22 protein-coding genes and 1 pseudogene are annotated in these 20895 nt (G+C 71.7%); 10 read left to right on the forward strand and 13 right to left on the reverse strand.

All coding sequences use genetic code 11. The features are described from left to right. Positions 1-4: 4 nt before the first annotated feature. The 3 genes from AC230_RS07825 to AC230_RS07835 are packed head-to-tail and all read right to left on the reverse strand — an operon-like array spanning position 5 to position 2566. Entirely contained in the window at positions 5-664 is a 660-nt protein-coding gene (locus AC230_RS07825; RefSeq protein ID WP_049715338.1) for a VC0807 family protein, read from the reverse strand. Beyond that, positions 661-1305, reverse strand: coding sequence for a TetR/AcrR family transcriptional regulator (locus AC230_RS07830; RefSeq protein ID WP_049715339.1), 645 nt, complete (start codon positions 1303-1305; stop codon positions 661-663). Before AC230_RS07830 ends, AC230_RS07825 begins: the two co-directional genes overlap by 4 nt. A gap of 58 nt (positions 1306-1363) precedes the next feature. Continuing rightward, entirely contained in the window at positions 1364-2566 is a 1203-nt protein-coding gene (locus AC230_RS07835) for a S8 family peptidase (RefSeq protein ID WP_049715340.1), read from the reverse strand. Between the two features lie 214 nt (positions 2567-2780). On the opposite strand from AC230_RS07835, the gene dapD reads away from it, so the two are divergent. The 5 genes and pseudogenes from dapD to AC230_RS34270 all read left to right on the forward strand — a co-directional run bounded on the left by dapD (position 2781) and on the right by AC230_RS34270 (position 5835). Further along, entirely contained in the window at positions 2781-3773 is a 993-nt protein-coding gene (gene dapD, locus AC230_RS07840; protein WP_049715341.1) for a 2,3,4,5-tetrahydropyridine-2,6-dicarboxylate N-succinyltransferase, read from the forward strand. A 142-nt stretch (positions 3774-3915) separates the two neighbouring features. Next, the gene (locus tag AC230_RS34260) at positions 3916-4044 is read left to right on the forward strand and encodes a hypothetical protein (RefSeq protein ID WP_277816845.1); all 129 of its coding nucleotides are present in this window, start codon (positions 3916-3918) and stop codon (positions 4042-4044) included. Continuing rightward, the gene (locus AC230_RS07845) at positions 4041-4694 is read left to right on the forward strand and encodes a hypothetical protein (RefSeq protein WP_049715342.1); all 654 of its coding nucleotides are present in this window, start codon (positions 4041-4043) and stop codon (positions 4692-4694) included. Before AC230_RS34260 ends, AC230_RS07845 begins: the two co-directional genes overlap by 4 nt. A 90-nt stretch (positions 4695-4784) precedes the next feature. Then, positions 4785-5330 (forward strand): annotated as a pseudogene (locus AC230_RS34265) (agmatine deiminase family protein); the annotation flags it as partial. A 43-nt stretch (positions 5331-5373) separates the two neighbouring features. Then, a complete protein-coding gene (locus AC230_RS34270; protein WP_053161085.1) occupies positions 5374-5835 on the forward strand; it encodes an agmatine deiminase family protein in 462 nt (153 codons plus the stop codon). On the opposite strand, the gene AC230_RS07855 is transcribed toward AC230_RS34270, so the two are convergent. The 8 genes from AC230_RS07855 to AC230_RS07890 are packed head-to-tail and all read right to left on the reverse strand — an operon-like array spanning position 5825 to position 12472. Continuing rightward, a complete protein-coding gene (locus AC230_RS07855) occupies positions 5825-6160 on the reverse strand; it encodes a metal-sulfur cluster assembly factor (RefSeq protein WP_049715343.1) in 336 nt (111 codons plus the stop codon). The two genes, AC230_RS34270 and AC230_RS07855, sit on opposite strands and share 11 nt — an antisense overlap. Continuing rightward, entirely contained in the window at positions 6157-6630 is a 474-nt protein-coding gene (gene sufU, locus AC230_RS07860; RefSeq protein ID WP_049715344.1) for a Fe-S cluster assembly sulfur transfer protein SufU, read from the reverse strand. Before sufU ends, AC230_RS07855 begins: the two co-directional genes overlap by 4 nt. A gap of 13 nt (positions 6631-6643) precedes the next feature. After that, entirely contained in the window at positions 6644-7900 is a 1257-nt protein-coding gene (locus AC230_RS07865; protein ID WP_049715345.1) for a cysteine desulfurase, read from the reverse strand. Then, positions 7897-8664 carry a Fe-S cluster assembly ATPase SufC gene (sufC, locus tag AC230_RS07870; RefSeq protein ID WP_049715346.1) on the reverse strand — a complete coding sequence of 256 codons (768 nt, stop codon included), beginning with the start codon at positions 8662-8664 and terminating at the stop codon, positions 7897-7899. The genes AC230_RS07865 and sufC overlap by 4 nt, the downstream gene beginning before the upstream one ends. Positions 8665-8671: 7 nt before the next feature. Beyond that, complete coding sequence (locus AC230_RS07875) at positions 8672-9001, reverse strand: non-heme iron oxygenase ferredoxin subunit (protein ID WP_049715347.1); 330 nt, start codon at positions 8999-9001, stop codon at positions 8672-8674. Next, on the reverse strand, positions 8998-10185 hold the full coding sequence (gene sufD / locus AC230_RS07880; protein WP_049715348.1) for a Fe-S cluster assembly protein SufD: 1188 nt from the start codon (positions 10183-10185) through the stop codon (positions 8998-9000). Before sufD ends, AC230_RS07875 begins: the two co-directional genes overlap by 4 nt. Positions 10186-10244: 59 nt before the next feature. After that, the gene (sufB, locus tag AC230_RS07885; protein ID WP_049715349.1) at positions 10245-11666 is read right to left on the reverse strand and encodes a Fe-S cluster assembly protein SufB; all 1422 of its coding nucleotides are present in this window, start codon (positions 11664-11666) and stop codon (positions 10245-10247) included. Then, positions 11663-12472 carry a helix-turn-helix transcriptional regulator gene (locus tag AC230_RS07890; RefSeq protein ID WP_049715350.1) on the reverse strand — a complete coding sequence of 270 codons (810 nt, stop codon included), beginning with the start codon at positions 12470-12472 and terminating at the stop codon, positions 11663-11665. Before AC230_RS07890 ends, sufB begins: the two co-directional genes overlap by 4 nt. A 158-nt stretch (positions 12473-12630) precedes the next feature. Here AC230_RS07890 and AC230_RS07895 point away from each other — a divergent pair, with 158 nt between their 5' ends. From AC230_RS07895 to AC230_RS07905, 3 genes are all read left to right on the forward strand, one after another. Continuing rightward, a complete protein-coding gene (locus AC230_RS07895) occupies positions 12631-13590 on the forward strand; it encodes an ABC transporter ATP-binding protein (protein ID WP_049715351.1) in 960 nt (319 codons plus the stop codon). Between the two features lie 263 nt (positions 13591-13853). Then, positions 13854-14645, forward strand: a complete 792-nt coding sequence (locus AC230_RS07900) for an ABC transporter permease (protein WP_049715352.1) — start codon at positions 13854-13856, stop codon at positions 14643-14645. Positions 14646-14734: 89 nt separating this feature from the next. Beyond that, positions 14735-15721 (forward strand): COX15/CtaA family protein, encoded by a 987-nt coding sequence (locus tag AC230_RS07905; protein ID WP_049715353.1) that lies wholly within the window; start codon positions 14735-14737, stop codon positions 15719-15721. A 60-nt stretch (positions 15722-15781) separates the two neighbouring features. On the opposite strand, the gene AC230_RS07910 is transcribed toward AC230_RS07905, so the two are convergent. Together AC230_RS07910 and AC230_RS07915 are read right to left on the reverse strand one after the other, a co-directional pair. Beyond that, the gene (locus AC230_RS07910; protein ID WP_049715354.1) at positions 15782-16159 is read right to left on the reverse strand and encodes a hypothetical protein; all 378 of its coding nucleotides are present in this window, start codon (positions 16157-16159) and stop codon (positions 15782-15784) included. A gap of 103 nt (positions 16160-16262) precedes the next feature. Continuing rightward, positions 16263-17207 (reverse strand): heme o synthase, encoded by a 945-nt coding sequence (locus AC230_RS07915; RefSeq protein WP_107082090.1) that lies wholly within the window; start codon positions 17205-17207, stop codon positions 16263-16265. 447 nt (positions 17208-17654) lie between these two features. On the opposite strand from AC230_RS07915, the gene tkt reads away from it, so the two are divergent. After that, positions 17655-19736, forward strand: a complete 2082-nt coding sequence (gene tkt, locus AC230_RS07920) for a transketolase (RefSeq protein ID WP_049715355.1) — start codon at positions 17655-17657, stop codon at positions 19734-19736. A gap of 42 nt (positions 19737-19778) precedes the next feature. Next, a complete protein-coding gene (gene tal / locus AC230_RS07925; protein WP_049715356.1) occupies positions 19779-20894 on the forward strand; it encodes a transaldolase in 1116 nt (371 codons plus the stop codon). The last annotated feature ends 1 nt before the right edge of the window (position 20895 follow it).

The following is a 20895-nucleotide window of genomic DNA, read 5'->3' on the forward strand; positions in this document are numbered from 1 at the left end:
CGGATCACGCCTTCAGTCCGTGGCGGACGACGTACCGCCGGTGGAAGGCGATGAGGCCGCCCAGGACGGCCAGCCACTGCGCCGTGCTCACCAGCGGCACCCAGCCGACGGGCAGGGTCGTCGCCAGCACCACCCGCACCCCCGCGTCGAGCGTGAAGCCCAGGCCCCACACGGCGGTGAGGACCCTGAGCCGCCGCCGGAAGACGCCGTCGCCGTCCCACTGCGACAGCCAGGTGCGCCGGCCCTCCTCCCCCACCCGTGCGGTGACGACGGCCTGGGACAGGGCGAGGACGAACGGCCGGCGCGTCGGCAGCGTGCCGAGGATCCACAGGCCGATCAGGCCGAAGAGCCAGCTGTCCCGGATCAGCAGGACGCGGGCGTCACCGGTGACCAGGGTCATCAGCGCCCCGACGGCCATGAGGACGAGGGTGAAGACGGCCATCGCCTCGACCCTGCGCCGCTTGATCATGCCGTGGACGACCCAGGGGACGGCCAGCAGGCTGCCGACGAGCAGGGCCGCCCACTGGCCGACGCCCAGCGCCTGGAGCCCGTAGAACCCGCCGAGGGGCAGGGCGAGTTCGAAGACGAGCTGGAGTGCCAGCCGGCGGCGCACGGCGGGGGCGCCGCGCCGCTCGGCGGGCGGGGCGGCGAGCCGAGTGGTCACGGCGTCCTCCTGGTGGCGCGGTCGAAGATCTCGGCGAGCTCACGGCCGCGGACGGCCGCGTCGAAGCCGGGGTCGCGGGCGGCCCGTACGACGAGCGCGTCGATGGCGCCGCGGATGGCGATCACCATCGTCTCGGCGTCGAACTCCCGGAAGTCCCCGGCCTTCTGGGCGTGCCGGACGCCCTCGATCTGGGCGGCGGTCGCCTTCTCCATCGCCTCCGCGAACTCGCGGGCCGGCTCCCCCTGGCACCTGCCGGCGACGTTGGAGAGCACCTCGACCATCGCCGGCAGGTGGCGGGGAAACTCCTCCAGCAGCGCGAGGTTGGACTCGATGAAGGCGCGCAGCCGGCCCGAGGAGGTCGTCTCGGCCTCGACGCGGGGGCGCATGTAGCCGTCGGCGACCCGCATGACCTCGGCGACGACCTCCCGCATGAGGTCGTCCTTGCCGGCGAAGTGGTACGAGATCACCCCGGTGCTGCTCAGCCCGGCCCGGCGCGCGATCCTGCCGAACGTGGCCTTGGCGTAACCGAATTCGGCGATGACCTCGATGGCGGCGGCGACGATCTGCGCCCTGCGGGCCTCCTCGATGAAGGTCCTGCCGGCCGGCGCTTCCTGCTTGCGCTTGCTGCTTCTCGCTCCCACGGGCAAGACGGTAGGGGGGAGTTGCTCGGCCGAGCAAGCAGTGGTCCGGTCAAGCAGCTCACGAACCGCCGGTGAACAGAAGCCTGTTGGGCGTGCTGTCCCGTACGGCGGAGACGACGCCCGGCGTCGCCTGGGACGTCAGCCAGTCGGTCACCGACTGCGTCGACGCGTCGGGGTGAACCGCCTTGTAGAGCGCGGCGACTCCGGTCGTGTGCGGGGCCGCCTGGGACGTGCCGGTCATCGTCAGCGTGCCGCCGCCGGCGCGGGCGGAGGTGATGTCCACACCGGGCGCGAGGAGCCGTACGCATGTGCCCCAGTCGCTGAACGCGGCCATGCGGTCGGCCTGGTCGGTCGCGCCCGTGGGCACCGCGCCCGGGGCACCGGCCGGCGAGTTGGTGCAGGCGTCGGCCGTGTCGTTGCCCGCCGAGACGACCGGGGGGACGCCCTTCGCGGCGACGGCGGCGACGGCGGCGTTGGTGGCCGCCGAGAAGGGGCCGTTGATGGAGGCGTTGAGCACGGAGGCGGGCGTGGCGTTCTGCGCGACCCAGTCCAGGCCCTGGACGAAGCGGGCGGAGGTCGTCTCCCCCGCGCAGTCGAGGACGCGGACGCTGACCAGCGTCACCCTGCGCGCCACGCCGTGCTCCGCGCCGCCGATGACGCCCGACACGTGCGTGCCGTGGCCCGAACCGCCCGCGGCGATCGGGCAGTCGGAGCCGTCGCCGTTCGCGTCCACGAGATCGACGCCCTTGCGGGCCCGCCCGCCGAACTCCTGGTGCGTGTAGTCGATCCCGGTGTCCACGACGTACGCCGTGATCCCCTGCCCCGTGCCGTTCACCGTGAACTGCCCGTCGAGCGGCAGCCGTCGCTGATCGATGCGGTCCAGACCCCAGTCGGCGGCCGGCGCCGCCTGTTCCTCCTCCCCCCTCCCCTCCGACGCGTGGAAGACCGCGTCCTCCTCGACCGCCGCCACATCCGGCGCCTTCCGGACGGCCTCCAGCTGCTCCGGCGTGAGCGTCGCCGCGAAGCCGGTGAGAGCGTGCCCGTACACGACGTCCGGCGTCACGCCCAGCCGCGCCGTGAGCGTCCGCGGACTGGCGCCGTTGCGCAGCGTGACGATGTAGTGCCCGTGCACGGGCGTGCCCGACGTCCGCTGGAGGGGCGCGAGGACCCGTCCCCCCGGCTCGGGCGCGGCAGGGGCCGCGGCGGCGAGGGCGAGGGCGGCGAGGAGGGCGGTGGTGAGCCGATGCCGGGCGCGTCGCACGCGCCGCGTCTGTCTATGTCGGTTATGAGCCATGCCCTCTGGATAGGCGGGCGGACCGCCACCCGCGATCCGGGCTGGGCCGAGTGGCGGGAGCGGGTGCCCTTGCGGGGGAGTCGCGGCCGGGGCCCCGCCCTGGGCCCGGGCCGCGCCGCCGCACGGTGGCGGGCAGGGCCCGGTTCGCCTTCCCCGACCCCCTCCGGTTAGGTTTTCGCACATGACCGAAGCAGCAGCCCCCCGCACCGCCCCCGGCGCCGTCGCCGCCGGCCTCGCCACGATCGCCGCCGACGGGACCGTCCTCGACACCTGGTTCCCGGCTCCCGGGCTGGCCGACGGGCCAGGCCCGGCCGGTACCGAGCGGCTGGGCGCCGACGCCGCCGCCGAGCTGCTGGGCGAGAGCGCCCGGAAGGCCGTCGGCCCGGACCCGCGCCGGGGCGTGGAGGTCGTCGCCGTCCGCACGGTCATCTCGTCGCTCGACGACAAGCCGCTCGACGCGCACGACGCCTACCTGCGCCTGCACCTGCTCTCGCACCGCCTGGTGAAGCCGCACGGCCAGAACCTGGACGGCATCTTCGGCCTGCTCGCCAACGTCGCCTGGACCTCGCTCGGCCCCGTCGCCGTCGACCAGGTCGAGCGGGTGCGGCTGAACGCCCGCGCCGAGGGCCTGCACCTGTCGGTCACCAGCATCGACAAGTTCCCGCGCATGACCGACTACGTGGCCCCCTCGGGCGTCCGCATCGGTGACGCCGACCGCGTCCGCCTCGGGGCGTACCTCGGCAAGGGCACGACCGTCATGCACGAGGGCTTCGTGAACTTCAACGCCGGCACGCTGGGCACCTCGATGGTCGAGGGCCGCATCAGCGCGGGCGTCGTCGTCGGCGACGGCAGCGACATCGGCGGCGGCGCGTCCACCATGGGCACGCTCTCCGGCGGCGGCAAGCAGATCATCTCCGTCGGGAAGAACTGCCTGCTCGGCGCCGAGTCCGGCATCGGCATCGCGCTCGGCGACGAGTGCGTCGTCGAGGCCGGCCTGTACGTGACGGCCGGCACCCGCGTGACCATGCCCGACGGCGAGATCGTCAAGGCCCTGGAGCTCTCCGGCGCGAGCAACATCCTCTTCCGCCGCAACTCCACCACGGGCGCCGTCGAGGCCCGCCCGTACAAGGCGAACTGGGGCGGCCTCAACGAGGCGCTGCACAGCCACAACTGACCCCAACAGACGCACGGGACACGCCCGTTCGTCGAGCGGCCGTACGGCGGGAGACCGCGGTACGGCCGCTCTGGCGTGTCCCCGAGGTGCTGCGCCACCATGGGTGCCGTTCGGTCCACGGGAAGCGACCCATGGAGGCGTCATGAAGCTGGGCAAACCGCTGGCCGTCGGCTTCGCGGAGGAGGCGGACGAGGCCGTGGGGACGGAGGAGGTCCCCGAGGAGGCCGTCGCCGTCCCGGTCCCCGAAGAAGCCGTCCCGGCCGGGCGATGAGGCTCCGGCTCCCCCAGGAGCGCCCCGCCGAGCCGCCCACCGGCTACAAGATCGCCTACCCGGTGCTGTCCCGCGACGGCACCGGGGCCGGCTTCACCGGGGTCTCGCTCGGCGGCGGCGCGCCCTACCGCGCCCTGGACGATGCCCGCTGCGTCTACGGCCGGCGGCACCGGCCGCCGGCCCGCCGCTGCGACTGCGGCTTCCACTGCCTGCACTCGCTGACCGAGGCCCTGGCCCTGACCTGCGCCGGGCAACACCGCCGCGCCGTCGTCCTGGAGGTCGGCGTCCTCGGCGCCTACATCCGTTACGAGCGCGGCATGCGCTACGCCCGCCAGCGCGTGCGCACCGTCCGCGTCGGCTCCTGCGCCTGCGGCCGCGACGCCGTCCGCTTCGCCGACGCCGGCTGGGGACGGCCGGGCTGGCGGGTGGTCGCCGCCGACTGCGGCGGCTGCGGGCTCGGCGGGGCGGCCGTGGGCTTCGAGGAGTTCGAGCGGCTGGCCGGCGACGGCGTCCGCGTCCTGCCCGACCGCAGCGGCGCGGTCGCCGACCGCACCCTGCCGGAGCTCATGGCGGAGGCGGCCCTGCTCCAGGCCCGACTGGACTGGTTCGAGGGCCAGTTGGCGAAGTTCTCGTCCTCCGGCGAACGGTGAGGGGCGACGGCCGCTCAACCCCGGCCGGGGAAGAGGCGTCCTCGCCCACGACCGCACCGCCCCCTCCGAAAGGCGCCGCCCGTGTTCCGCATGCCGGCCGAGTCCGAGCCCCACGCCCGCACGTTCCTCGGCTGGCCCCCGTACGGCCCCGTCTGGGGCCCGTACACGAGCGCAGTGCGGCGTGACGTCGCCGCCCTCGCGCGGCTGATCGCCGAGTACGAGCCCGTGAGCGTCCTCGCCGCGCCGCAGGACGCCGACGAGGCGCACAGGGCGTGCGGGGGCGCCGTGCGCGTCGAGCCGATTCCCGTGGACGACCTGTGGCTGCGCGACGCGGGGCCGACGTTCGTCGCGCGGGAGGACGACGGGACGGTCGCGGGGATCGACTTCCACTTCAACGGGTGGGGCGGCAAGCAGGAACACCCCCGCGACGGGCGCGTCGCCGCGCGGCTGCTCGACGCCGTCGGCGTGCCGCGGATCGACGCGGGGCTCACCGCCGAGGGCGGCTCACTGGAGACCGACGGCGCGGGGACCCTGCTCGTCACCGAGAGCTCGCTGGTCAACGACAACCGCAACCCCGGGCGTCCGCGCGACGCCGTCGAGCGCGAGCTGAAGGCGCTGCTCGGCGTCACCACCGTCGTCTGGCTGAAGGGCGTGCGCGGTGAGGACGTCACCGACTGCCATGTGGACGCCCTCGCCCGCTTTCGCCGCCCCCGGCACCGTCCTCCTCAGCGCCCCGCCGCCCGGCGCGCCGCGGGACGACGTGTGGACGCGGGTGTACGAACAGGCCCGCGCCGTCCTGGAGTCGGCGTCCGACGCCCGCGGCCGCACCCTGGAGATCGTCGACCTGCCCGAGCCGGACCCGGCCGAACTCGGCGAGCGCGGCGCCGACTTCCTCGGCTGCTACGCCAACTACTACGTGGCGAACGGGGTCGTGGTGGTGCCCCGCTTCGGCGACCGCCGCGCCGACGAGCGGGCGGTGTCGCTCCTGCGCGACCTGTACCCGGGCCGCGCCGTGCGGGCGGTGGAGATCCACGACCTGGCCGAGGGCGGCGGCGGCATCCACTGCGCGACGCAACAGCAGCCCGCCGCCCGGGTGGTGCCGGGCGACGGGCTGCCGGAGGCGGGCGCGGTCAGACGTTGAAGCCGAGCGCGCGGAGCTGCTCGCGGCCCTCGTCGGTGATCTTGTCGGGGCCCCACGGCGGCATCCAGACCCAGTTGATCCGGAGCTCGTTGACGATGCCCTCCGTGGCGGACTTCGCCTGGTCCTCGATGACGTCGGTCAGCGGGCAGGCCGCGGACGTCAGGGTCATGTCGAGGGTGGCGATGTTGGCGTCGTCGATGTGGATGCCGTAGATCAGGCCGAGGTTGACGACGTCGATGCCCAGCTCGGGGTCGACCACGTCGTAGAGGGCCTCGCGGACCTCCTCCTCGGTGGCCGGCTTGGTGGTGGTCACTTCGTCGCTCATGCCGACTTCCTTGCCGTCTCGTCGGTGCTCTCGCCCAGGGCCTGGGCGGTCGCGTCCTTCCACGCCATCCAGCTGAGGAGGGCGCACTTCACCCGCGCGGGGTACTTGGAGACGCCGGCGAACGCGACCGCGTCCTCCAGCACCTCCTCCATCGCGTCGTCCGGCTCGATCCGGCCCTTGGACTGCATCAGCTCCAGGAAGGTCTCCTGGATCCGCCGCGCGTCGCCGAGCTCCTTGCCGACCAGCAGCTCGTTCAGCACCGAGGCGCTGGCCTGGCTGATGGAGCAGCCCTGGCCCTCGTACGAGACGTCCTCGATCGTCTCGCCGGAGAGCCGGACCCGCAGGGTGATCTCGTCGCCGCACGTCGGGTTGACGTGGTGCACCTCGGCGTCGCCGGGACGCAAGCCCCGCCCGTGCGGGTGCTTGTAGTGGTCCAGGATGACGTCCTGGTACATCGAATCAAGCTTCACAGTCCGCTGCCCATCAGCCGAAGAAGTTCCGTACGTGCTCCAGGCCCTCGACCAGCGCGTCGACCTCGCCGGGGGTGGAGTACAGGTAGAACGACGCCCGGGTGGTCGCCGGAATTCCGTACCGCAGGCAGACCGGACGCGCGCAGTGGTGGCCCACGCGGACGGCGATGCCCTGCTCGTCGAGGACCTGGCCCACGTCGTGCGGGTGGATGTCGCCGAGCGTGAAGGAGATCGCGGCGCCGCGGTCCTCGGCCGTGGTGGGGCCGATCAGCTTGAGGCCGGGGACCTCCTGGAGCCGCTGGATCGCGTACTGGGTGATCGCGTGCTCGTGCCGGGCGATCTTCTCCATGCCGATCGAGGTGAGGTAGTCCACCGCGGCGCCGAGGCCGACGGCCTGGGCGATCGGGGGCGTGCCCGCCTCGAACTTGTGCGGCGCCGGGGCGTAGGTGGAGGAGTGCATCGAGACGGTCTCGATCATCTCGCCGCCGCCGAGGAACGGCGGCAGGTCCTCCAGGAGCTCCTGGCGGCCCCACAGGACGCCGATGCCGTCCGGGCCGCACATCTTGTGGCCGGTGAAGGCCACGAAGTCGGCCTGGAGCGACTGGACGTCCAGCGGCATGTGCGGCGCGGCCTGCGAGGCGTCGATGACGACCAGGGCGCCGACCTCCTGGGCACGCCGGACGATCGCCTCGACCGGGTTGACCGTGCCCAGGATGTTGGAGACCAGCACGAACGAGACGACCTTGGTCTTCTCGGTGATGATCTCCTCGATGTTCGAGAGGTCGAGCCGGCCGTCGTCGGTCAGGCCGAACCACTTCAGCTTCGCGCCGGTGCGCTGCGCGAGCAGCTGCCACGGAACGATGTTGGAGTGGTGCTCCATCTCCGTGATGACGATCTCGGTGTCGTGGTCGACCCGGTAGGGCTCGTCCGCGAGACCGAGCATGTTCGCCACGAGGTTGAGCGACTCCGAGGCGTTCTTGGTGAATATCACCTCGTCGCGGCTGGGCGCGTTGACGAACGCCGCGATCTTGTCGCGGGCGCCCTCGTACAGCGCCGTCGCCTCCTCGGCGAGGACGTGGACGCCGCGGTGGACGTTGGCGTTGTGCCGCTCGTAGTACTCGGCGAGCACGTCGAGGACCTGGCGCGGCTTCTGGGAGGTCGCCGCGTTGTCCAGGTAGACGAGCTTCTTCCCGTCGTGCACGACGCGGTCGAGGATCGGGAAGTCCTTGCGGATTGCCTCGGTGTCCAGCAACCCCGGGATATGGGTCACGCGGTGACGCCTCCCTTCGTCACGTACGCCTCGTAGCCCTCTTCCTCCAGCTTGTCGGCGAGCTCGGCGCCACCGGACTCGGCGATGCGGCCGTTGGCGAAGACGTGCACGAAGTCGGGCTTGATGTAGCGCAGGATGCGGGTGTAGTGCGTGATGAGCAGGGTGCCCACCTCCCCGGTCTCGCGGACTCGGTTGACGCCCTCGGAGACGATGCGCAGGGCGTCGACGTCCAGGCCGGAGTCGGTCTCGTCGAGGATGGCGATCTTCGGCTTGAGGAGCTCCAGCTGGAGGATCTCGTGGCGCTTCTTCTCACCGCCGGAGAAGCCCTCGTTGACGTTGCGCTCGGCGAAGGAGGGGTCCATGTGGAGCCGCTCCATGGACTCCTTGACCTCCTTGACCCAGGTGCGCAGCTTGGGGGCCTCGCCGCGGATGGCGGTGGCGGAGGTGCGCAGGAAGTTGGAGACCGAGACGCCGGGGACCTCGACGGGGTACTGCATGGCGAGGAAGACGCCGGCGCGGGCGCGCTCGTCGACGGACATCTCCAGGACGTCCTCGCCGTCGAGGGTGACGGTACCGCCGGTGATCGTGTACTTGGGGTGGCCGGCCAGGGAGTAGGCCAGGGTGGACTTGCCGGAGCCGTTGGGGCCCATGATGGCGTGGGTCTCGCCCTGCTTCACGGTCAGGTCGACGCCGCGCAGGATCTCCCGGGAGCCGTTGTCGGCCTCGACGGAGACGTGCAGGTCGTGGATCTCAAGCGTTGCCATGGGGAACTCAGGACTCCTGGGTGATGGAGACGAGCACGGACGCGTCCGGGCCGTCTCCTTCGATCTTGACGGGGTAAACGGGGACCGGTCGGGTGGCGGGGAGCCCCGACGGCTTTCCGGTGCGCAGGTCGAACGTGGAGCCGTGCAGCCAGCACTCGATGGCGCAGTCCTCCACCTCGCCCTCGGAGAGCGAGACGTTCGCGTGCGAGCAGATGTCGTGGATGGCGAAGACCTCGCCCCCGGTGCGGACGATCGAGACGGGGGTGCCCTCGATCTCCACCCGCTTGGGGGTGTCCTCCTCGAGCTCGCCGAGCGCGGCCACGCGTACGTAGGTCATGCCACGGACGCCTTCAGCTCGGCCTCGATCTTGTCGATGAGGCGCTCCTCCACGTCCGGGATGCCGATCTGCTGGACGAGCTCGGCGAAGAAGCCGCGGACCACCAGGCGGCGGGCCTCGTCGGCGGGGATGCCGCGGGCCATCAGGTAGAAGAGCTGCTCGTCGTCGAAGCGGCCGGTCGCGGAGGCGTGGCCGGCGCCGACGATCTCACCGGTCTCGATCTCCAGGTTGGGGACCGAGTCGACGCGGGCGCCGTCGGTGAGGACGAGGTTGCGGTTGAGCTCGTAGGTGTCGGTGCCCTCGGCGGCGGCGCGGATGAGGACGTCGCCGATCCAGACGGCGTGGGCGTCCTTGCCCTGGAGCGCGCCCTTGAAGACCACGTTGCTGCGGCAGTGCGGCGTGTCGTGGTCGACGAAGAGGCGGTGCTCCTGGTGCTGGCCGTTGTCGGTGAAGTAGAGGCCGAACAGCTCGGCCTCGCCGCCCGGGCCGCCGTAGACGACGCGCGGGTGGAGGCGGACGAGGTCGCCGCCGAAGGTGACGATCACGGACTTGAAGCTCGCGTCCCGGCCGACCAGGGCGGTCTGCTGGGCGGCGTGCACCGCGGTGTCGGCCCAGTCCTGGACGGAGACGACGGTGAGCTTGGCGCCGTCGCCGAGGACGTACTCGATGTTGGCGGCCAGGGTGGCGTCGCCGGTGTGGTCGATGACGACGACGGCCTCGGAGAAGGCGCCGATCTCGACGAGCGCGTGGGCGAAGGAGACCCCGCCCTCGCCGTGCACCGCGACGCGGACGGGCTCGGTGAGCCGGGTGTCCTTCGGGATCGAGACAACGGTGGCCTTCTCGAAGGAGCTGAACGCCTGGGCGGCGACGCGGTCCACCGGCTTGCCGGCCTTGCCGAGCCGGGAGTCGTCCCGTCCGACGGTCTCGACGGTGACGCCCTCCGGGGCGGTCACCTCGACCTTGACGCCGGCGCCGTCGGCCTTCTCGGCGGCGGAGCCGTCGTGCAGGCCGCGCAGGCGCTCCAGCGGGGTGAAGCGCCACTCCTCCTCACGGCCGTGCGGCACGGGGAAGTCGGCGACGTCGTACGAGGCCGGGGCGCTGACCCGCGCGTCGATGGGCTGCCGGGGCCCGCCCACCTGGATGGCGCCGTCGGTGGTGCTGCCGGCGGGAGTGTTGTCAGCCATGGCTGTCGTGGTTTCTCTTCCTGTCCAAAGGTTCGCTGCGGTCTGCGGGCGGCGGCCGGTCAGCCGACGGCGCCTTCCATCTGCAGCTCGATCAGCCGGTTGAGCTCCAGGGCGTACTCCATGGGCAGCTCGCGGGCGATCGGCTCGACGAAGCCGCGCACGATCATCGCCATGGCCTCGTCCTCCGAGAGGCCGCGGCTCATCAGGTAGAAGAGCTGGTCGTCGCTGACCTTGGAGACGGTCGCCTCGTGGCCCATGGACACGTCGTCCTCGCGGACGTCCACGTAGGGGTAGGTGTCGGAGCGGGAGACGGTGTCGACCAGCAGCGCGTCGCACAGCACGTTGGACTTCGACCCGGCGGCGCCCTCGCCGATCTCGATCAGACCGCGGTAGGAGGTGCGGCCGCCGCCTCGCGCCACCGACTTGGAGACGATGTTGGACGAGGTGTTGGGCGCCATGTGGACCATCTTGGCGCCGGCGTCCTGGTGCTGGCCCTGGCCGGAGAAGGCGATGGACAGGGTCTCGCCCTTGGCGTGCTCGCCCATCAGGTAGACGGCCGGGTACTTCATGGTCACCTTGGAACCGATGTTGCCGTCGATCCACTCCATGGTGGCGCCCTCGTAGGCGACGGCGCGCTTGGTGACCAGGTTGTAGACGTTGTTCGACCAGTTCTGGATGGTCGTGTAGCGGCAGCGGCCGCCCTTCTTGACGATGATCTCCACGACGGCGCTGTGCAGCGAGTCCGAGGAGTAGATCGGGGCGGTGCAGCCCTCGACGTAGTGCACGTAGGCGTTCTCGTCGACGATGATCAGGGTCCGCTCGAACTGACCCATGTTCTCGGTGTTGATGCGGAAGTACGCCTGGAGCGGGATGTCGACGTGGACGCCCGGCGGGACGTAGATGAAGGAGCCGCCCGACCACACCGCGGTGTTGAGCGCGGCGAACTTGTTGTCACCGGCGGGGATGACGGTGCCGAAGTACTCCTGGAAGAGCTCCGGGTGCTCCTTCAGGGCGGTGTCGGTGTCCAGGAAGATGACGCCCTGGGCCTCCAGGTCCTCGCGGATCTGGTGGTAGACGACCTCCGACTCGTACTGGGCGGCGACGCCGGCGACCAGGCGCTGCTTCTCGGCCTCGGGGATGCCCAGCTTGTCGTAGGTGTTCTTGATGTCCTCGGGCAGGTCCTCCCAGGTGGCGGCCTGCTTCTCGGTGGAGCGGACGAAGTACTTGATGTTGTCGAAGTCGATGCCCGAGAGGTCCGAGCCCCAGGTCGGCATGGGCTTCTTGTCGAAGAGCTTCAGTCCCTTGAGGCGGAGCTTGAGCATCCACTCGGGCTCGGACTTCTTGGCCGAGATGTCGCGGACGACCTCCTCGGAGAGGCCGCGCTTCGCCGCGGCACCGGCCTCGTCGGAGTCGGCCCAGCCGTATTCGTACGTGCCCAGGCCCTCGAGCTCAGGGTGGGCAGTCTCCGTGGGGAGAGTCATGCGGGGTTCCTCCCGGCCGTGCTGGTGGATGCTGATGTCTTAGGGGGCTTGCTGGGGATGAACGTCGTGCACACCCCGTCGCCGTGGGCGATGGTGGCAAGACGTTGCACATGCGTCCCGAGCAGGCGGGAGAAGACCTCGGTCTCCGCCTCGCACAGCTGCGGGAACTGCTCGGCGACGTGGGCGACCGGGCAGTGGTGCTGGCAGAGCTGTTCGCCGACCGGCGCTGTGCGCGCCGTAGCAGCGTACCCGTCCTCGGTCAATGCCCTGGCCAGCACCCGGGCCCGGTCCTCGGGGGCGGCGGCCTCCAGGGCCGCGCGGTACGCCTCGGCCTGGGCGGCCATGCGGGCGCGGGCGAAGGCCGCGACCGCGGCCTCCCCCATCTCCCCGCCGCCGGCGGCCTGGGCGATCCAGCGCAGGGCGTCGCTCGCGAGCTTGTCGTAGGCCTGGTCGAAGGCGTCCCGGCCGCAGTCCGTCAGGGCGAAGACCTTGGCGGGGCGGCCGCGCGTACGGGCGCCGTAGACCCGCTTCTCGCGGGGCTCCACGAGGCCCTCGGCGACCAGGGTGTCGAGGTGGCGGCGGACGGCGGCCTGGGTCAGCTCCAGGCGCAGGGCCAGCTCGGCGGCGGTGGACGGGCCGTGGTCGAGGATGGACCTCACCACGCGGGCCCGGGTGCCGCGCTGCTCGTCCTGGACGCGCTGGTCCTCCCGGGCCGGGGGGACGCGGGTGCCCGCGGGTACGCGCCCGTGCGGCCCGGCGGCCTGCCCGGCCGCGGGCCCCTCCGGAGCCTCGCCCGCGTATTTCACAACACCATTGTTGCGTAATTTGCTGAGCCCGGACAAGCCTCGGCCGGGCCGTCCGGGGTGGTTTCAATCACTTAGGGTCACCTAACCAGCACGGTTTTCCAGGGGCTTTCCCGGCCCTGTGGCATGGCCGGAGCGACCGGCTTCGTAGACTGCGCGGCATGCGCAGCGCCATCCCGGGGGACCCCGGGACCCCCGGACGCCGGCCGGCGGTCGAGGTCCGCGGCCTCGTCAAGCGGTACGGGAACAAGACCGCCGTGGACGGGCTCGACCTCACCGTGGCGGCCGGCTCCCTCACCGCCGTCCTCGGCCCCAACGGGGCCGGCAAGACCACCACCATCGAGACCTGCGAGGGCTACCGCCGCCCGGACGCGGGCACGGTCCGGGTGCTCGGGCTCGACCCCGTCGCCGACGCCGCCGCCCTGCGCCCGCGCGTCGGCGTCATGCTGCAGAACGGCGGCATATACGCCGGAGCCCGCGCCGAGGAGATGCTGCGGCACGTCGCCGCCCTGCACGCCCACCCGCTCGACGTGGACGCCCTCATCGAGCGCCTGGGGCTGGGCGGTTGCGGCCGCACCGCCTACCGCCGGCTCTCCGGCGGCCAGCAGCAGCGGCTCTCGCTGGCCATGGCCGTCGTCGGCCGCCCCGAGCTCGTCTTCCTCGACGAGCCCACGGCCGGCCTCGACCCGCAGGCCCGCCGCGCCACCTGGGACCTGGTCCGCGAGCTGCGCGCGGACGGCGTCACCGTCGTGCTCACCACCCACCACATGGACGAGGCGGAGGAGCTGGCGGACGACGTCGCCATCGTCGACGCCGGCCGGGTCATGGCCCAGGGCAGCCCCGAGGAGCTGTGCAAGGGCGGCGCCGAGAACACCCTCCGCTTCACCGGCCGCGCCGGCCTGGACATCGCCTCCCTCCTCAAGGCCCTGCCCGCGGACACGGCGGCCATCGAGGTGACCCCCGGCAGCTACCGGGTCAGCGGCGCGATCGGCCCCCAGCTGCTGGCGACCGTCACCACCTGGTGCGCGCAGCACGGCGTGATGCCGGACCGGATAGCCGTGGAGCGGCACACGCTGGAGGACGTCTTTCTGGAGCTCACCGGCAAGGAGTTGCGGGCATGACGCAGGACACCACGACGGGCCGGGGGTCCGGGGGTCGCCCCCCGGGACAACACAGCCTGGAGCCCACCGGCAAGGAGTTGCGGGCATGACGCAGGACACCACGACGGGCCGGGGGTCCGGGGGTCGCCCCCCGGGACAACACAGCCTGGAGCCCACCGGCAAGGAGTTGCGGGCATGACGCAGGACACCACGACGGGCCGGGGGTCCGGGGGTCGCCCCCCGGGACAACACAGCCTGGAGCCCACCGGCAAGGAGTTGCGCGCATGACCACCTCGACCGGGACCTTCGTCCCGAAGCCCGGCGCCGCGCCGCTCCCCCGGATGATCCGGGCGCAGGCCGCGCTGGAGACCCGGATGCTGCTGCGCAACGGCGAACAGCTCCTGCTGACCGTCGTCATCCCCACGCTGCTGCTGGTCCTCTTCAGCACCGTGGACATCGTCACCGTGCCCGCCGACGGGACGGGCGGCTCCGGCAAGGCCGTCGACTTCCTCGCCCCCGGCGTCCTGGCCCTGGCCGTCATGTCCACCGCCTTCACCGGCCAGGCCATCGCGACCGGCTTCGAGCGCCGCTACGGGGTGCTCAAGCGGCTGGGCGCGTCCCCGCTGCCGCGCTGGGCGCTGATGACGGCGAAGACCTGCTCGGTGCTGGTCACCGAGATCCTCCAGATCGTCCTGCTCACCGCGATCGCCCTCGCGCTCGGCTGGTCGCCGCACGGCAACCCCCTCACCGTGGCCCTGCTGCTCGTGCTGGGCACGGCGGCGTTCTCCGGGCTCGGCCTGCTGATGGCCGGCACGCTCAGGGCGGAGGCCACCCTGGCCGCCGCCAACCTGGTCTTCCTGCTGCTCCTGGTCGGCGGCGGCGTCATCGTCCCGCTGGACAAGTTCCCGGACGCGGCCCGCTCGGTGCTGGAACTGCTGCCCGTCTCGGCGCTCTCCGACGGCCTGCGGGACGTCCTGCGGGACGGCGCCGGGGTGCCCTGGGGCGACCTCGGGATCCTCGCCGTGTGGGCGGCGCTGGGGCTGGGCGCGGCGGGCCGCTTCTTCCGCTGGGAGTAGCGGGGAGCGGGCCGCGCCGGGGGTGACGGCCCGGGCGGTTCGGCGACCCCTCGTGAATCCATGCACAAGCGGGTGCTTACGATGACGGGGTGCCGAAATCGATGAACCCCCTCCAGCTCGTGGCCGACCGCTGGCAGCCCTCCGCGCAGGTCGTCCGGCGGGCCGCGTTCGCCTGTGTCGTCATGGGCGTGGTCATCGTGGTGACGGGCGGCGCCGTCCGCCTCACCCAGTCCGGACTGGGGTGCCCGACGTGGCCGACCTGTACCGAGGACAGCCTGACGCCGACGCCCGCGATGGGCATCAACGGCGTCATCGAGTTCACCAACCGCATGCTGACGTACGTGCTGTGCGCGGTCGTCGGCGTCGCGATCATCGCCGCGCGGGCGCGGTCGCCCCGCCGGCGCGACCTGACGCGGCTGGGCTGGGCCCAGTTCTGGATCGTCGCCGGCAACGGCATCATCGGCGGCATCACCGTGCTCACGGGCCTCAACCCGTACATCGTCGCCGCGCACTTCCTCGCGGCGACCTCGCTGCTGACCGTCGCCGTGATCATGTGGCTGCGGGCCTCCGAGGGCGACGACGAGCCGCGCGACCTCGTGCCCCGGCCGGTGCGCCAGCTCGGCTGGGTGCTGGCCGTGGCGGCGGCCCTGCTGATCGTGGCGGGCACGGTCGTCACCGGCTCCGGCAAGCACGCGGGCGACGCGAAGAAGGACGTCCACCGGATCCCGCTCAGCTACCGCGAAGTCACGCAGCTGCACGTCGACTTCGTCTTCGTCGTGCTCGGCCTGACGGTCGCCCTGTGGTTCGTCCTGCGGGCCCTGAAGGCGCCGGCGGGGCCGCGGCGGCGGGTGGTGGAGCTGTTCGTGGTCCTGATGCTTCAGGGTGTCGTCGGGTACGTGCAGTACTTCACGGATTCGCCCGAGGTGATCGTGGGCGTGCACATGCTGGGGTCGTGCCTCGTGTGGATCGCGGTGCTGCGCGTTGTCCTGTCCCTCCGGGACCGGGGGGAACTGGTGGCCCTTCCGGCGCAGACGGCCACCGACACAACCTCGCCACTGGCGACCGCGGGCCGGTAGGGAGTCTTTGCCCCGGACCTGCCCCCTCTGGGAGAGGGTCCGGGGCAAACTCAACGGCCCTCAGGCCGCCGCCGTCGGATTCCGTCGCCCACCCAGCTGCAACCCCGCCATCCGCCCCCACTCATACGGCCCGGTGCGCACCTTCGCCGCCATCTCCCCGTCGAACTCCTCCCGGGCCTCGACGCCCGCCCCCGCCGCGACCGCGAGTTCGAGCGCCCGCTCGGCCGCCGCGTACGAGCGGGCCACGACGTTGCCCCACTCCCCGTCCGTGCCGACGAGCGCGATCCGGGTGCGCCCACGCCCTATGTGGGCGAGCTGCACCTCCGCCCCGCCCCCGTGGTCGCGGGCGAACACGCCGATCTGCCTGGCCAGCCGGGCCGCCTCGCGCTGCGCACGCGCGTCCGGCCGGGCCTCCTGCTGGGTGTCTGCGTCTGCCATGGGCAGGATGCTACCGACGGGTAGTACATAAGGCGACGGGCGGCGCGGGTGGCCTTGACCACCCGCGCCGCCCGTTCGGACGACCAGGACCCGCGCGCGGGACCTACCGCAGGAAGGGATCGATCGCGACCGCCGTGAACAGCAGCGACACATACGTGATCGACCAGTGGAACAGCCGCATCTCCTTGAGCTTCGCCCCGGTGATCCCGGCCTTGGCCCGCGCCTGGAGCGCGTGCGCCTCCTTCAGCCAGAGACCGCCGCAGGCCACGGCCACGACCGTGTAGAACCAGCCGGTGTAGCCCAGCGGCGTCAGCAGCAGCGAGACGCCGACCATGACCCAGCTGTAGAGGACGATCTGCCGGGCGACGGCCTTGTTGCCCGCGACGACCGGCAGCATCGGCACGCCGACGCGCTCGTAGTCGTCCTTGACCTTCATCGACAGCGGCCAGTAGTGCGGCGGCGTCCAGAAGAAGATGACGAGGAAGAGGATGAGCGAGGCCCAGGAGACCTCGTTCTTCACGGCGGACCAGCCGATGATGACCGGCAGGCAGCCGGCGATGCCGCCCCACACGATGTTCTGCGCGGTACGGCGCTTGAGGATCATCGTGTAGACGACGGTGTAGAAGAGGGAGGCCCCGAGCGAGAGCATCGCCGACAGGGGGTTGACCAGGAACCAGAACCAGACGGTCGAGCCGACGGTGAGCGTCGCGGCGAAGACCAGGCACTCGCGCGGCGAGACCATGCCGGTGACGAGCGGACGCTGGGAGGTCCGGTCCATCATGGCGTCGATGTCGCGGTCGTAGTACATGTTGAACGCGCCCGCGCCACCGGCGGAGAGGTATCCGCCGACGCAGGTCGCCAGCACGAGCCACATGTCCGGGACGCCCTGCGCGGCGAGGAACATCACCGGAACCGTCGTCATCAGCAGAAGCTCGATGACGCGCGGCTTCGTCAGCGCCACGAAAGCCTTGACACGGGCCCCGAACGGCCGGTGTTCGGGACTCTCGGCGGCGATGAGCCCCGCAGGACGGGATTCGACGGCCGTCACGCACACCCCTGACAGAGATAAGGCCAGCAAGCACATCCGGCCCTCGTGCGACCGGGGAAGACTTGCGCGTACCAAGCCACTCTAGACGCAGGGCCTGGCACGGCCTCCGCCGGGGTGGGTCGTGTTGGACGACCCCGGGGCCACCCCCCGGACCGCCCCGCACCCACCGGCGGCGCCGCTCGGGAGGCGGGCTCCGGCGTCGCACCCCACGCTGGACATATGGCCACTACCTGCCAAAGGGGAATCTTTCCGGCCGCATGCCGGTTGCCACGGCGAAGAGCGGGCGACCGCTCGGCGAAGAGCGGGTAACCGCTCAAATGGGCCGCCCCGCAACCGACTGCACGTCGAAAAGACGCGCGTTCGCGCAAGGGTAGGCTCGACACCGCCGCGTCGTGGCGGAACATACCGCCCCCGGCCAGACAATGTGGAGAGGAGCCCTGAACTAGGGTGAGCAACAAGCCGACCACCTCAGAGCTCGAGTGGACCGAACTGGACCAGAGGGCGGTCGACACCGCCCGAGTCCTGGCCATGGATTCCGTGCAGAAGGTCGGCAACGGCCATCCCGGAACGGCCATGAGCCTGGCGCCCGCCGCTTACCTGCTCTTCCAGAAGCTGATGCGGCACGACCCCAGCGACGCGGACTGGATCGGCCGCGACCGGTTCGTCCTCTCGCCCGGTCACACCAGCCTCACGCTCTACGTGCAGCTCTTCATGGCCGGTTACGGCCTGGAGCTCTCGGACCTCAAGGCGTTCCGCACCTGGGGCAGCAAGACCCCGGGCCACCCGGAGCACGGCCACACCCGCGGCGTCGAGACCACGACCGGCCCGCTGGGCCAGGGCATCGCCAACGCGGTGGGCATGGCGATGGCCGCCCGCTACGAGCGCGGCCTGTTCGACCCGGAGGCCCCGAAGGGCGAGTCCCCCTTCGACCACACCATCTGGGCGATCGTCTCCGACGGCGACCTGGAGGAGGGCATCTCCGCCGAGGCGTCCTCGCTGGCCGGCCACCAGAAGCTGGGCAACATCGTCGCGCTGTACGACGACAACCACATCTCGATCGAGGGCGACACCGAGACCGCGTTCTCCGAGGACGTCCTCAAGCGCTACGAGGCCTACGGCTGGCACGTGCAGCGCATCGAGCAGGCGCCCAACGGCGACTTCGACGTCCAGGCCCTCTACGCGGCCCTGAAGGCGGCGCAGGCGGAGACCGAGCGTCCGTCGATCATCGCCGCCCGGACGATCATCGCCTGGCCCGCCCCGAACGCCCAGAACACCGAGGCGTCGCACGGCTCGGCGCTCGGCGAGGCCGAGGTGGCCGCGACCAAGGAGGTGCTCGGCTTCGACCCCGAGCAGCACTTCCAGGTCGAGGAGAAGGTCTTCGAGCACGTCCGCAAGGTCGTCGACCGCGGCCGCGAGGCCCACGCGACCTGGGACAAGCGGATCCAGAAGTGGCGCGAGGCCAACCCGGAGCGGGCGGCCGACTTCGACCGGATCATGGCCGGCGAGCTGCCCGACGGCTGGGAGAAGGCCCTCCCGGTCTTCCCGGCCGGCAAGGCCGTCGCCACCCGCAAGGCCTCCGGCGAGGTCCTCAAGGCGCTGGGCGGCGTGATCCCCGAGCTGTGGGGCGGCTCCGCCGACCTCGCCGGCTCGAACAACACCACGATCGACCCGTCGTCGTCCTTCCTCCCCGAGGGCAACCCCCTCCCGGAGGCCGACCCCTACGGCCGCACGGTGCACTTCGGTATCCGTGAGCACGCCATGGGCTCGACGATGAACGGCATCGCGCTCCACGGCAACACCCGTGTCTACGGCGGCACCTTCCTGGTGTTCTCCGACTACATGCGCCCGGCCGTCCGCCTGGCCGCGCTGATGAAGCTGCCGGTCACCTACGTGTGGACGCACGACTCCATCGGCCTCGGCGAGGACGGCCCGACCCACCAGCCGGTCGAGCACATGGCCGCGCTGCGCGCCATCCCGGGCCTGAACATGGTCCGCCCGGCCGACGCCAACGAGACCGCCATCGCCTGGCGCGAGATCGTCAAGCGCCACTCCACCAAGCCCGCGCCGCACGGTCTGGCCCTCACCCGCCAGAACGTCCCGACGTACGAGGCCAACGAGGGTGCCGCCAAGGGCGGTTACGTCCTGTTCGAGGCCGAGGGCGGCCGCGCCCAGGTGATCCTGATCGGCACCGGCTCCGAGGTCCAGCTCGCCGTCGAGGCGCGCGAGCGGCTCCAGGCCGAGGGCATCCCCACCCGCGTGGTCTCGATGCCGTCGGTGGAGTGGTTCGAGGAGCAGGACCAGGCGTACCGCGACGGCGTCCTGCTGCCGGACGTCAAGGCCCGCGTGGCCGTCGAGGCGGGCATCGCCCTGACCTGGCACCGCTACGTCGGCGAGGCCGGCCGCGTCGTCTCCCTGGAGCACTTCGGCGCCTCCGCCGACTACAAGGTCCTGTTCCAGGAGTTCGGCCTGACGACCGACGCCGTCGTCGAGGCCGCCCGCGAGTCCCTGGCCGACGCCGGCCGACGCTGAGCGCGAAGCACCCGTAACTTTCCAGTAGGAGATGTAGAACCCATGACCGACGCACTCAAGCGCCTCTCCGAGGAAGGCGTCGCGATCTGGCTGGACGACCTGTCGCGCAAGCGCATCACCTCCGGCAACCTCGCCGAGCTGATCGACGACAGCCACGTGGTCGGTGTGACCACCAACCCGTCGATCTTCCAGAAGGCGATCTCCAGCGGTGACGGCTACGAGCAGCAGCTCGCCGACCTCGCGGCCCGCAAGGTGACCGTCGAGGAGGCCATCCGCATGATCACCACGGCGGACGTCCGCGACGCCGCCGACATCCTGCGCCCGGTCTTCGACCGGACCGACGGCCAGGACGGCCGGGTCTCCATCGAGGTCGACCCGCGCCTGGCCCACAACACGGCGGCCACCGTCGCCGAGGCCAAGCAGCTGGCCTGGCTGGTGGACCGGCCCAACACCCTGATCAAGATCCCGGCCACCAGGGCGGGCCTGCCGGCCATCGCCGAGACCATCGGCCTGGGCATCAGCGTCAACGTCACGCTGATCTTCTCGCTCGAGCGCTACCGCGCGGTCATGGACGCCTACCTGACCGGTCTGGAGAAGGCCAAGGCGGCCGGCCTGGACCTGTCGCTCATCCACTCGGTGGCGTCCTTCTTCGTGTCCCGCGTGGACACCGAGATCGACAAGCGCCTGGACGCCCTGGGCACCGACGAGGCCAAGGCGCTGCGCGGCAAGGCCGCCCTCGCCAACGCCCGCCTGGCCTACCAGGCCTACGAGGAGGTCTTCTCCTCCGACCGCTGGCTGGCCCTGGAGAAGGCCGGCGCCAACAAGCAGCGTCCGCTGTGGGCGTCGACCGGCGTCAAGGACCCGGCGTACAAGGACACCCTGTACGTGGACGACCTGGTCGCCCCGAACACGGTGAACACCATGCCGGAGGCCACCCTGGAGGCCGCCGCCGACCACGGGCAGATCACCGGTGACACCGTCCGCGGCACCTACGAGCAGGCCAGGGCCGAGCTCGACGCGGTCGCCAAGCTGGGGATCTCGTACGACGACGTCGTGCAGCTCCTGGAGGACGAGGGCGTCGAGAAGTTCGAGGCGTCCTGGAACGACCTGCTGAAGTCCACCGAGGCGGAGCTCAAGCGCCTCGCACCGGAGGCGTGAA

The organism is Streptomyces caatingaensis, from assembly GCF_001187435.1.
Classification (GTDB): Bacteria; Actinomycetota; Actinomycetes; order Streptomycetales; family Streptomycetaceae; genus Streptomyces; species Streptomyces caatingaensis.

Excerpts from the sequence above, each read along its gene's own strand:
- AC230_RS07875 (WP_049715347.1), bottom strand. The coding sequence starts at position 9,001 with ATGACCTACGTACGCGTGGCCGCGCTCGGCGAGCTCGAGGAGGACACC.
- dapD (WP_049715341.1), top strand. The coding sequence starts at position 2,781 with ATGACCGAAGCAGCAGCCCCCCGCACCGCCCCCGGCGCCGTCGCCGCC.
- sufC (WP_049715346.1), bottom strand. The coding sequence starts at position 8,664 with ATGGCAACGCTTGAGATCCACGACCTGCACGTCTCCGTCGAGGCCGAC.
- sufD (WP_049715348.1), bottom strand. The coding sequence starts at position 10,185 with ATGGCTGACAACACTCCCGCCGGCAGCACCACCGACGGCGCCATCCAG.
- sufB (WP_049715349.1), bottom strand. The coding sequence starts at position 11,666 with ATGACTCTCCCCACGGAGACTGCCCACCCTGAGCTCGAGGGCCTGGGC.
- AC230_RS07855 (WP_049715343.1), bottom strand. The coding sequence starts at position 6,160 with ATGAGCGACGAAGTGACCACCACCAAGCCGGCCACCGAGGAGGAGGTC.
- AC230_RS07895 (WP_049715351.1), top strand. The coding sequence starts at position 12,631 with ATGCGCAGCGCCATCCCGGGGGACCCCGGGACCCCCGGACGCCGGCCG.
- AC230_RS07910 (WP_049715354.1), bottom strand. The coding sequence starts at position 16,159 with ATGGCAGACGCAGACACCCAGCAGGAGGCCCGGCCGGACGCGCGTGCG.
- AC230_RS07845 (WP_049715342.1), top strand. The coding sequence starts at position 4,041 with ATGAGGCTCCGGCTCCCCCAGGAGCGCCCCGCCGAGCCGCCCACCGGC.
- AC230_RS07900 (WP_049715352.1), top strand. The coding sequence starts at position 13,854 with ATGACCACCTCGACCGGGACCTTCGTCCCGAAGCCCGGCGCCGCGCCG.
- AC230_RS34270 (WP_053161085.1), top strand. The coding sequence starts at position 5,374 with ATGTGGACGCCCTCGCCCGCTTTCGCCGCCCCCGGCACCGTCCTCCTC.
- tal (WP_049715356.1), top strand. The coding sequence starts at position 19,779 with ATGACCGACGCACTCAAGCGCCTCTCCGAGGAAGGCGTCGCGATCTGG.
- AC230_RS34260 (WP_277816845.1), top strand. The coding sequence starts at position 3,916 with ATGAAGCTGGGCAAACCGCTGGCCGTCGGCTTCGCGGAGGAGGCGGAC.